The sequence below is a fragment of the Mesorhizobium sp. M7A.F.Ca.CA.002.09.1.1 genome (genome assembly GCF_003998555.1).
GTDB lineage: Bacteria > Pseudomonadota > Alphaproteobacteria > Rhizobiales > Rhizobiaceae > Mesorhizobium > Mesorhizobium ciceri.
Window position 1 is genome coordinate 1 of sequence record NZ_RZRR01000067.1, and the last position, 11,274, is coordinate 11,274.

General features: G+C 62.6%; 10 protein-coding genes. 4 read left to right on the forward strand and 6 right to left on the reverse strand.

Annotation, left to right across the window (positions count from 1 at the left end):
- Both EN994_RS05215 and EN994_RS05220 read left to right on the forward strand, forming a co-directional pair.
- On the forward strand, window positions 1-350 hold a 350-nt coding region (locus tag EN994_RS05215; RefSeq protein WP_206530374.1), incomplete at its 5' end, for a VUT family protein.
- A gap of 59 nt (window positions 351-409) precedes the next feature.
- Window positions 410-1,081: a hypothetical protein gene (locus EN994_RS05220; RefSeq protein WP_063169106.1), complete on the forward strand. Its 672-nt coding sequence runs from the start codon at window positions 410-412 to the stop codon at window positions 1,079-1,081.
- A gap of 11 nt (window positions 1,082-1,092) precedes the next feature.
- Here EN994_RS05220 and EN994_RS05225 read toward each other — a convergent pair whose 3' ends face one another.
- From EN994_RS05225 to EN994_RS05245, 4 genes are all read right to left on the reverse strand, one after another.
- Entirely contained in the window at window positions 1,093-2,121 is a 1,029-nt protein-coding gene (locus EN994_RS05225; RefSeq protein WP_127307424.1) for an esterase-like activity of phytase family protein, read from the reverse strand.
- Window positions 2,118-4,022 (reverse strand): cobaltochelatase subunit CobT, encoded by a 1,905-nt coding sequence (cobT, locus tag EN994_RS05230; RefSeq protein WP_181172684.1) that lies wholly within the window; start codon window positions 4,020-4,022, stop codon window positions 2,118-2,120. Before cobT ends, EN994_RS05225 begins: the two co-directional genes overlap by 4 nt.
- Window positions 4,023-4,493: 471 nt before the next feature.
- On the reverse strand, window positions 4,494-5,480 hold the full coding sequence (gene cobS / locus EN994_RS05240) for a cobaltochelatase subunit CobS (protein ID WP_013529367.1): 987 nt from the start codon (window positions 5,478-5,480) through the stop codon (window positions 4,494-4,496).
- 123 nt (window positions 5,481-5,603) lie between these two features.
- A complete protein-coding gene (locus EN994_RS05245) occupies window positions 5,604-6,233 on the reverse strand; it encodes a J domain-containing protein (protein WP_013529366.1) in 630 nt (209 codons plus the stop codon).
- 181 nt (window positions 6,234-6,414) lie between these two features.
- Here EN994_RS05245 and EN994_RS05250 point away from each other — a divergent pair, with 181 nt between their 5' ends.
- Window positions 6,415-6,717 (forward strand): BolA family transcriptional regulator, encoded by a 303-nt coding sequence (locus EN994_RS05250; RefSeq protein WP_063169109.1) that lies wholly within the window; start codon window positions 6,415-6,417, stop codon window positions 6,715-6,717.
- Between the two features lie 15 nt (window positions 6,718-6,732).
- On the opposite strand, the gene EN994_RS05255 is transcribed toward EN994_RS05250, so the two are convergent.
- On the reverse strand, window positions 6,733-8,286 hold the full coding sequence (locus EN994_RS05255; RefSeq protein WP_063169110.1) for an acetolactate synthase large subunit: 1,554 nt from the start codon (window positions 8,284-8,286) through the stop codon (window positions 6,733-6,735).
- Window positions 8,287-8,384: 98 nt separating this feature from the next.
- On the reverse strand, window positions 8,385-9,191 hold the full coding sequence (locus EN994_RS05260; RefSeq protein WP_063169111.1) for an alpha/beta hydrolase: 807 nt from the start codon (window positions 9,189-9,191) through the stop codon (window positions 8,385-8,387).
- 240 nt (window positions 9,192-9,431) lie between these two features.
- Between EN994_RS05260 and EN994_RS05265 the strand changes: the two genes are divergently transcribed.
- The coding region (locus tag EN994_RS05265) for a PrkA family serine protein kinase (protein WP_127307425.1) at window positions 9,432-11,274 on the forward strand (1,843 nt) is incomplete at its 3' end.

The window sequence follows — 11,274 nt, forward strand, 5'->3', positions numbered from 1 at the left end:
CGTCCGGCGCGGCGTTCCTTTCCGCGCAACTGCTCGATGTCACCGTGTTCAACCGGCTGCGCCGGCAGAGCTGGTGGCGGGCGCCGATCATCGGCACGCTGGTCGGGTCGGTGTTCGACACCGCCGTGTTCTTCACCGTCGCTTTCTCGGCTGCCTTTGCCTTCGCCGGACCAAACGACGGCTTTGCGTTGGAAAACGCACCCTTGATGGGCGTCTTCCATGTCGAGGCGATGCGCTGGATCTCCTGGGCGCTTGGTGATCTCTCGGTGAAACTGATCATCGCCGTCGTCGCACTCATACCCTACCGGTTGCTCGCTGCCCGCTGGAGCCAGCCCGCGGTTGCGGCTTAAACCATGATCCCGAAAAGTGGGACCCCGTTTTCGGAAAAGATCCTGGTCGGACAAAGATCATGATCCCGTGGATCCAGCTCGATTCAGCGAAGACCCCAGACGGCGGACAAGAACTTCGCCTCAAGCGGCGCGGCACCGAATTCTCGATCATGCTGGGCACCAACGAGCTCATGAACAGCCGCCTCAGCGGTTCCGAGGAAGCGCTGGCAAAACTGTCCTGCGGGCGGATTGCCGGCCATAGCCATCCAACAATCCTGATCGGTGGGCTTGGCATGGGTTTTACCTTGCGCGCCGCGCTTACAGAATTGGCCAATGATGCCGGAATCGTCATCGCTGAACTGGTGCCGGCCGTTGTCGCCTGGGCGCGCGGTCCGATGGCCGAAATCTTTGGCGGCTGTCTCGACGATCCGCGCGTCACCATTCAGGAGACCGATGTCGGGCAGCTGATACGCTGGCAGCCCGCGGCCTGGGACGCCATCCTGCTCGATGTCGACAACGGCCCGGAAGGCATCGTCCACAAATCCAACGACGCGCTCTACAGCCTGCAGGGCCTCGCAGCCGCACGCAGCGCCCTCAAGTCGGGCGGCGTGCTGGCGGTGTGGTCGCAAGGCCCCGACATCGGCTTCACGCGGCGGCTGAAGCAGGCAGGCTTCGGGGTCGAAGAGGTCAGTACGCGCGCCAACGGCAAGCGCGGCGCGCGCCATATCATCTGGATCGCCACCAAGACGTAAAGCCGGCGGGCTCAATCCTGGTGCAGGATGAATTCCAGATAGAGGTTGCGCTGCAGGATCGAGTGGTTGTCGTCGGAGATCAGCGACACCATCAGCGCGCCGTCGTCGCGGGTCCAGACGTCGAGCCCTTCCATATTGTCGATCTGGTAGCCCATGTCGGCCTCCAGCAGCACCGGCCCGTCGGCGACCGCGCCCTTCTCGACGCTTTCGCCATAGATGCGCCGCAGCCGCATCTTGACGCCCCTCGCCATCGAGAAACTGCGCTCCAGAAGCAGCAGATCGCCATCCGGCAGGAAGGCGCCGTCGGTGATGTCGAAATCGCCGTTGCGCTTGACAGTAAAGACGCCCTTGTGCGGCCCCTCGATGATGGCGGCATAGATGTTGCCGGCCTTGTCGAGGCTCTTTTCGGAGACCACGACCAGGCCGCCCTCATGCTGACCGTTGGCATTGGCGTGGGTGACGGTCTCGAAGCCGCGATTCTGGCGCAGCTCCTGGGCCGGAACGACGAAATCCAGCGGCTTGAACGGCGCCTTCATGTCGTTGGCGTCGATCTTGAACTGGGCGACGCGGTGGCTGCGCTCGAAGCCGACGGTGGCAATGCCGTCCTTGACCGCGAGGCCTTCCGCATCGACCTCCCATTTCCTGTCGATCGGCCGACCGGTCTCGTCGACCATCTGCTGCATGCGGAAATTCTGGATGCCGGAGGGCCGCTTTTCCGCGTCGCGGACCACCGTGCCGAAGAACCAGAAGCCGGTGTCGGCAACGCCGATGAAGTCACCGCCGGCCTTCAGGAAGCGGAAGGCCGACACGCGATTTCGGCGCGCTGTCGGCGAGGTCATCTCCAGCCCGCCGACGAATTCGAAAGGGCCGAATTGCTTGTCGGCACGGCCAATGTGAAATTCGGTGATCGGGCGGGCCGAGATTTCGACCGGTTCGACAGAACCAGAGTCGGGCGAACCGGCTGCCGCCGAAGCCACACCGGAAAGCAGGGCGATGGCGGCGAAAAGCGTCTGCTGAAAGCCGCCGCGCCTGGAGATCATCCGGCGCGCCGCATACCACCGCCGCGCCGCGTATCCTTCGCGCTTTCCTCGGCAAACAGCGAAGCCAGCTGCTCGGTCATGGCGCCAGCCAGCTCCTCGGCATCGACGATGGTGACGGCGCGGCGGTAGTAGCGCGTGACATCGTGGCCGATGCCGATGGCCAAGAGTTCCACAGGCGAACGCGTCTCGATCAGCTCGATGACGGCGCGCAGATGGCGTTCGAGATAATTGCCCGGATTGACCGACAGCGTCGAATCGTCGACCGGCGCGCCGTCCGAGATCATCATCAGGATCTTGCGCTGCTCGGGCCGGGCGATCAGCCGGTTATGCGCCCACAGCAGCGCCTCGCCGTCGATATTTTCCTTGAGCAGGCCTTCGCGCATCATCAGGCCGAGATTGCGCCGTGCCCGCCGCCACGGATGGTCGGCCGATTTGTAGATGATGTGGCGCAGATCGTTGAGCCGGCCAGGATTCGGCGGCTTGCCGTCCTTCAGCCATTTCTCGCGCGCCTGCCCGCCCTTCCACGCCCGCGTGGTGAAGCCGAGGATCTCGACCGAGACGCCGCAGCGCTCCAGCGTGCGCGCCAATATGTCGGCGCAGGTGGCGGCGACCGTGATCGGCCGGCCGCGCATCGAGCCGGAATTGTCGAGCACCAGCGTCACCACCGTGTCGCGGAACTTGGTGTCGCGCTCCTGCTTGAACGACAGCGGCTGCATCGGATCGATGACGACCCGCACCAGCCGTGCCGGGTCGAGATAGCCCTCTTCCAGGTCGAAGTCCCAGGAGCGGTTCTGCTGCGCCATCAGCCGGCGCTGCAGGCGGTTGGCCAGCCGCCCGACGACGCCGGACAGGTTGGCGAGCTGCTTGTCGAGGAAGGCGCGCAGCCGGTCGAGCTCTTCTTCTTCGCACAACTCCTCGGCGCCGACCGTCTCGTCGAAAGCGGTGGTGAAGACCTTGTAGTCGATCTCTTTCGGCAGATTGGTGAAGGGATTGTCGTTGCGGCGCGCTTCGCCGGGTGTTTCGGCATCGGCGTCGTCATCGTCGGACAGATCGTCGGCGGTGGCGTCGGAGGCTTCCGTCTCGGCCGACTGTTCGTCATCGGCGGAAGCTTCGGCATCCTCGGACTGCGACTGCTCGGAGCCGGAATCCTCTTCGCCGCCCTCCTCGCTCTGCTCCTCGCCTTGCGGCTGGTTGTCATCATTGTCCTCGGAATCTTCCGTCTCCTGGTCGTCGCCGAGTTCCTCGGCCATTTCCATGGAGGCCAGCATCTCGCGCACGACCCGGGCGAACGCCTGCTGGTCGCCGAGCTTGGCCGACAATCCGTCGAGGTCGGCCTTGGCCTTCTCCTCGACCCAGGGGCGCCAAAGTTCGACCAGCCGCTCGCCGCTTTTCGGGATCGGACGGCCGGTCAGCTTCTCGCGCACCATCAGGGCAAGAGCTTCCTCGATCGGCGCGTCGGCCTTGTCCTTGATGTCGACGAGGTTGGCCTTGGCGTATTTGTCCTCCAGCATCGAGCCGATATTGTCGGCGACGCCCTGCATGGCGCGTGAGCCTATCGCCTCGACGCGGGCCTGCTCGACCGCGTCATAGATGGCGCGGGCCGCCTTGCCTTCCGGCGCCAGCTTGGTGTGGATGCGCACATCATGGCAGGCGCGCTTCAGCGCCATGGAATCGCCGAGGCCGCGGGTGATCGCGATATCGGTCTTCGATGCCTTCTTGGGCAGCTCCGGCAAGCGCGCGCGGCTGCCGGCGAGCGCCGGCCGGTCCTTGGCGAAACCGACTTCCAGTTCCTTGTCGCCGGCAATGGCGCGCATGCAGACGGTGACGGCACGCTTGAAGCTGTCGGCTTCAGAGCCCGTCTTCGACTTGTTGCGCGTGTTGTCGCCCGGACCCGCCATCATCTATCTCTATTGTACCGCTGGCCGCTGGCCAAGCTGAGTGCGCAGGAGGCCGATAATCTCTTCGACCGAGATCGTAAAATAGCCGCCTTTCCCACTGTCATATGCCTGTCTCCAATGACTGTATCCGTGGTCAAACCCGTCGGGAATTGGACGAACACCCTCAAGTTCAACCAGACTTTCTCTCAGTACGTCAGCCGCTACAGGGAGGTGAGGGATTGTTTGCAGCTGCTTTCCGTCATTAGGTATCGGCGCGTCAGAGACTGAGATCGATACGATCGGCTGACTTTCGCCTTCCAGATAATCGACAGCGCCTATGATCACACGCGAGGATACTGGTGTCGCGCCGTGATACGTCCAAGTCTGCCCAGGTTTGAGTGGTTGGTTCTGGGCCATGGCTGCCTGACTGAGACCAAAGCAGAGGAATACAAGACTCCATAGGAACGTCCGGTGGGTCGTTCCCATGGAGCGGTCTTAGCCCAGCACCACGTTGGCGGCGCTCTCGGGCAGATCCTCGCCGAAGGCGCGCTGGTAGAACTCGGCCACCACCGAGCGCTCCAGTTCGTCGCACTTGTTGAGGAAGGTCAGCCGGAACGCCATGCCGATATTGCCGAATATCTCGGCATTCTCTGCCCAGGTGATCACCGTGCGCGGGCTCATCACGGTCGACAGATCGCCGTTGATGAAGGCCGAGCGCGTCATGTCGGCGACGCGCACCATCTTGTTGACGATGTCCTTGCCCTTGCCGTCGCGATAGTGCTTGGCCTTGGCCAGCACGATGGCGACTTCATTGTCGTGCGGCAAATAATTCAGCGTGGTGACGATCGACCAGCGGTCCATCTGGGCCTGGTTGATCTGCTGGGTGCCGTGATAGAGGCCGGTGGTGTCGCCCAGGCCGACCGTGTTGGCGGTCGAAAACAGCCGGAAGGCCGGATGCGGGCGGATAACCCGGCTCTGGTCGAGCAGCGTCAGCCGGCCTGACGATTCCAGCACGCGCTGGATGACGAACATCACATCCGGACGGCCGGCATCATACTCGTCGAAGCACAGCGCGACATTGTGCTGGTAGGCCCAGGGCAGGATGCCGTCGCGGAATTCGGTGATCTGCAACCCGTCCTTGACCACGATCGCGTCCTTGCCGACGAGATCGATACGGCTGACATGGCTGTCGAGGTTGACGCGCACGCAGGGCCAGTTGAGGCGGGCGGCTACCTGTTCGATATGGGTCGACTTGCCGGTACCGTGATAGCCCGACACCATGACGCGGCGGTTGTAGGCAAAGCCCGCAAGGATCGCCATCGTCGTGTTCTTGTCGAACAGATAGTCCGGGTCGATGTCGGGCACATGCTCCGATGTCACCGAATAGGCCGGCACCACCATCTTGGATTCGAAGCCGAATTTCTCCTTCACCGACACCGTCGTGTCGGGCAGGTTGGCGATGTCGCGATCGACCTTGTTCATATCTCTCAACGTCTCCACGGGCGAAACGTCTGATTTCGCCGGCAATCGATTTTGTCCGGGGGCGGTCTTAAAGCCTTTTCCAACCTTATGAAAGTTGGAAAACGACACGAACCGTATGGTCGCTCAGCACAGGCCCGCCTGTTTGAGCACGCGATAGGCTTGCAGCACATCGCGGAACCGGTCTTCCGAACCTCTGTCGCCACCATTCGCATCCGGATGGTGTAGTTTCACCAGTTCCTTATAGCGCGCCTTGATCTCCTTGCCAGTCGCCTTTGTATCAAGACCAAGCGTTTCCAGCGCCTTGGCCTCAAGCGGCTTGGCCTTGCGCTCGCGCGCCTCGCGCGGATCCTTGGGTCCCTTGAACAGGTCGAACGGGTCGCGCATGCGGTTATAGTAGCCGGCGCGGCCGGAGCGCATCTGGGCCATATCGGGCGACGACCGGGTCGAGGCCCCGTTGGCGCCCATCTTCCAGGTCGGCCGGTGCCCGGTCATGGCTTCCTTCTGGAAGCGCGCGACCTCGGTGTCCGGCACGCCGGAAAAGTAGTTGAAGCCCTTGTTGTACTCGCGCACATGATCGAAGCAGAAGTGGAAATACTCACCCTCCTTCATGCGCCCGACCGGCGCACGATGGGTGCCCGCTTCCTTGCAGCCGTCCCACTGGCAGATCGGCGAGTGCGACTTCAGCTCCGCGTCCTTGTCGGGACGGACGCGAATCTTCTCGAAATATTTGGGGTACGGCTTCATCTTACCCATTTATGGGGCGTTCGCAGATGCGAAACAAGAATTGACATTTTCGCGATCATCGCCCTAACCGCTGAATCGCGGCATAAAGCAGGCGAATGGCGGATTTTGTTGCGCGGCGGCGGCCCCTCGCGAAACCGATTTTCGGTTTCCAGGCCGAGACGCCAACGATATGTGGTGAAGGGAGATGGCGATGTCCATACAGGCGACCATGGAAGACAAGCTCAACAAGGCATTTTCGCCGGACAGGCTGGTTATCATCAACGAGAGCCATCTCCATGCCGGCCACCACCATCACGGCTCCGACCATCACGGCACTTACGACGGCACCGGCGAGACGCATTTTCGCGTCCGCGTCGTCGCTTCCGCCTTTGCCAGCATGAGCCGCATCGACCGTCACCGCGCCGTCAACGAACTGCTTGCCGACGAACTGAAGGCCGGCGTGCATGCGCTGGCGATCGAACCCGCGGCTCCCGGCGAAAAGACCCGCTGGTAGGTCGCTTCCCCGCGCTCAGAGCACCGCTTCGATGAGGAACGGCCCGCGCCGTGACAGCGCACTGTCCAGCAACGCGTCGAAGCGCTCGCACGTATCGGCGCGAGCCGCCTCCACGCCCATGCCTTTGGCCAGCGATACCCAGTCGAGCGAGGGATGGTCGAGGTCGAGCATGCGCCTGGCGTTCTCGCCGATGGCGCCGACGCCGACATTCTTCATCTCGCCATGCAGGATCGCATAGGTTCGGTTGGAAAACACGATCGTCACCACGTCGAGCTTTTCCCGCGCCTGCGTCCACAATCCCTGCACCGTGTACATGCCGCTGCCGTCGGCTTCGAGATTGACCACCTTGCGGTCGGGACAGGCGATTGCCGCCCCGGTCGCCATCGGGATGCCGCCACCGATCGATCCGCCCGTGCCCATCATGTAGTCGTGCGGCGCGGCAAAGGCCGACAGCGCGAAGAAACGCCTGGCCGAGGTGACCGCTTCATCGCAGACGATCGCATCGGCCGGCAGTTTGCGCGCCACCGAAAGTGCGACGGCATCTTCCGTCAGCTTGCCGTTCGGCGTTGCCTCGTCGGGAAAAGCGGCCGCCAGCACCTTGTGTCGCGACGGCTTGATGCCAAGTTCGTCGCGAAGCGCCTCCAGCGCCGCATGCAGATCGTCGCCATGGGCGGCCAATGTCAGCACCTCGCAGCCTTCCCGGACAAGCCGTCCCGGTTTTCCCGGATAGGCGAAGAAGGCAACCGGCTCCTTTGCGCCGACCAGGATCAGAACATCGACGTCGCTCAGCACAGCCATCGCCGCATCGACCGGATAGGGGATGCGGGTCGGCGCGACACGCCCGCGCCCGCGTTGCATCCGTGCGATCAGAACCTCGCCGAACAGCCGGACGTCGCTGCCCGTCGAGATCTGCCCGGCGATGGCGAGCGCATCGGCGCGCGCGGCCTTTCCGCGAACGATCATGCCGGCCCGGCCCGGAGCGGCACGGATCGCCGCGGCGATCTTGCGTACCGCGTCCATATCGACGGCCGGCGTCGGCGCCAACGTCACCTTGCCGGGCAAAACCGCCTCGACTTCGCCCCAGGCGGCATCCGCCGGCAGGATCAGGGTCGCGACGCCGGGTGGTGTCAGCGAGGCGCGAAAGGCCGCTTCAGCTGCCGGCACGACATCGGCCGGACCCTTGACGCGGCCGACCCAGTTGGACATCGGCGCCGCAAGGCTCTCGATATCGCTGGTGAGTGGGGCATCGAGCGGCAGATGGTAAGAGGCGTGGTCGCCGACGATGTTGATCATCGGGCTGAAGGCACGCCGGGCATTGTGCATGTTGGCCAGCCCGTTGGCCAGGCCGGGACCGGTATGCAGCAGCGTCGCGGCCGGCCGATCGGTCATCCGCGCATAGCCATCGGCGGCACCCGTCACCACGCCTTCGAACAGCCCGAGCACGCAACGCATTTTCGGCTTGCGGTCAAGCGCTGCAACGAAGTGCATTTCGGAGGTGCCGGGATTGGCGAAGCAGACCGTCACATCATTGGCCAGAAGCACGTCACACAGGACATCGGCGCCGTTCATGCAATTCCCTCCCGCTCAAGATCGCAGAGCAGTTGCACCCGCGAGCACCTGCAGCAATGTCTTGCCGCTACTTTTGATCTAATCCAGTGCCGTAAAGATCAGCCAACCGTCGATTTCAGGAATGCCAGCGCGGCCGCGGTCAGCGCGTCGCCCTCCTCGCCGAAATCGCGATTGATCGACATATGCGTATAGGCGCTGCCGTCGAACAGCGTAACCTTGGTGCCCGTCGATCGCAGGCGCTCGGCAAAGGCCCTGGAGTCCTCGCTCCGGCCCGATGCCCGCGAATAGGCGATGAAAGTCGGCGGGTGCTTGCGGCCGTCGACATAGCTGGCCGGCGAAAGTGCCGCCCATTGCGCGGGATCGGAAAAGACGCGGGCATAGGCCCGGACCATACCGCCATTCTTGGCAAGTGCTGCAAGATCATAGGCCCTGGTGTCGTCGAGGATGAGCGCGGCTATGCCCGGCAATCCGCCGCGCATGCCGGTCAGCGCAACCAGATGGCAGCCGGCCGAATGGCCCATGCCGACGATGCGGTTGGGATCGCCGCCATGCCGGGCGATGTTGGCCCTGATGTAAGCATAGGCCTTTTCGACGTCACCAGCCTGGGTGGCGACATTGGCCTGCGGCAGCATGCGGTAATCGATGGAGACGAAGCAGAAGCCGTTGGCGAGCAGGAAGGCCGGTTTGGCGTCCACCTGACTGCGTTTGCCAAACTGCCAGGTGCCGCCATGAACGAAAAACACGACCGGCAGGCCGGTTGCACCATCGGGCGCGTAGATGTCGAGCTTGGCCGGCCCGTAGTCGAAGGTTTCTGGCGTGGGCCGGCGTGTTTTCCACGCGGCCGACGCTTCCAACGGCAGCATCGCCGCCATGGAGGCCATGATCAGGCTTCGTCGATCGATCATCATTGTCTCCTGGCAAGGCAAGACTGCACGCGGCCGCCCCAGCCGTCCAGTCAGGGGTTCGCAACACACCCGCTACCCGCTGAATACGGCTCCGCAACGAGCGCTTTGGTCTCGCGGAGTAGCCTCAATCCTTAAGATCGCGGCCACCTCTTCACATGAAGGGAACAAACGGTGCCCCCCGGCAGTTGAATGCGAGACGAGCCGAATGGAAGCCACAGCGGCTCCGAGGGCAAAAGCATCATGCGAGAGAACCAGTCTGACGTCTTCGATCTCTTTTCGGAAATTTACACCAACGCGGCGCAGGAAGAGATCAGCATCCAGCAATATCTCCTTGCCTGCCGCGAGGACAAGTCGATGTATGCCTCGGCGCCTGAACGGATGGTCGAGGCGATCGGCGAGCCGAACCTGGTCGACACCAGCAAGGATGAGCGGCTCGGCCGTATTTTCTCCAACCGGACCCTGAAAGTGTACCCCTCCTTCGCCGATTTCTACGGCATGGAGGATACAATCGAGCGCATCGCCGGCTATTTTCGCTATGCGTCCCAGGGGCTCGAGGAGCGCAAGCAAATCCTCTATTTGCTCGGCCCGGTGGGCGGCGGCAAATCCTCCCTTGCCGAGCGGCTGAAGAAGTTGATGGAACAGCGCCCGATCTACACGCTGAAGGTCGGCAACCAGGTCAGCCCGGTTTTCGAATCGCCGCTTGGCCTTTTCCATCCCGATCGCATGGGCGACCTGCTGGAGGATAAATACGGCATTGCACGACGCCGCTTGAATGGGCTCATTTCGCCATGGGCGGCCAAGCGCCTCGACGAACTTTCCGGCGACATTTCCAAGTTCAGCGTCGTCAAGCTGATGCCGTCGCGACTGCGCCAGATCGGCATCGCCAAGACCGAGCCCGGCGACGAGAACAATCAGGACGTCTCGGCCCTGGTCGGCAAGGTGGACATCCGGCAATTGGAAAACTTCAGCCAGTCCGATCCGGACGCCTATTCCTATAGCGGTGGACTGAACCGGACCACCCAGGGCCTGCTTGAATTCGTCGAAATGTTCAAGGCGCCTATCAAGGTCCTGCATCCGCTGCTGACGGCTACCCAGGAAGGCAGCTACAACGGCACCGAAAATTTCGGCGCCTTTCCCTACCAGGGGATCATCGTGGCCCATTCCAACGAGTCGGAATGGCTGCAGTTCAAGAACAACAAGAACAATGAGGCTTTTCTCGATCGCATCCTCGTCGTCAAGGTGCCGTATTGCCTGCGGATAACCGAAGAGCGGCAGATCTACGAGAAACTGTTGCGGGAGAGCGAATTGGCCGCCAGTCCCTGCGCTCCAGAGGTGCTGGACATCCTCAGCCGGTTTACCGTCTCGACCCGCTTGGCCGAGCACGACAATTCGCCGCTCTACACCAAGATGCGCGCCTATGATGGCGAGAACCTCAAGGAAGTCGACCCCAAGGCAAAGTCGGTTCAGGAATATCGGGACGCCGCCGGCGTAGATGAGGGCATGGCAGGCGTCAGCACGCGCTTTGCCTTCAAGATCCTGTCGCAGACCTTCAACTACGACACCGAAGAGGTGGCCGCCGACCCCGTGCATCTCATGTACATCCTGGAGGAGGCAATCAAGCGCGAACAGTTTCCGAAGGAGACGGAAGCCGCCTATCTGGAGTTCATCAAGTCCGAGCTGGCCGCGCGGTATGCCGAATTCATCGGCCATGAGATCCAGAAAGCCTATCTGGAATCCTACAGCGAGTACGGCCAGAACCTTTTCGACCGCTACATCGCCTATGCCGACGCTTGGATCGAAGACCAGGACTACAAGGATCCCGACACAGGCCAGATCCTCAACCGCGAGGTTTTGGACAACGAGCTTTCACAGGTCGAAAAACCGGCCGGCATCGCCAATCCCAAGGACTTCCGCAATGAGGTGGTGAAATTCACCCTGCGCGCCCGTGCAAGAAACCATGGCCGCAACCCGGCGTGGACAAGTTACGAAAAGCTGCGGGAAGTCATCGAAAAACGCATGTTCGGCCAGGTCGAGGACCTCCTGCCGGTGATCAGTTTCGGCTCCAAGCAGGACAGTGTCACGG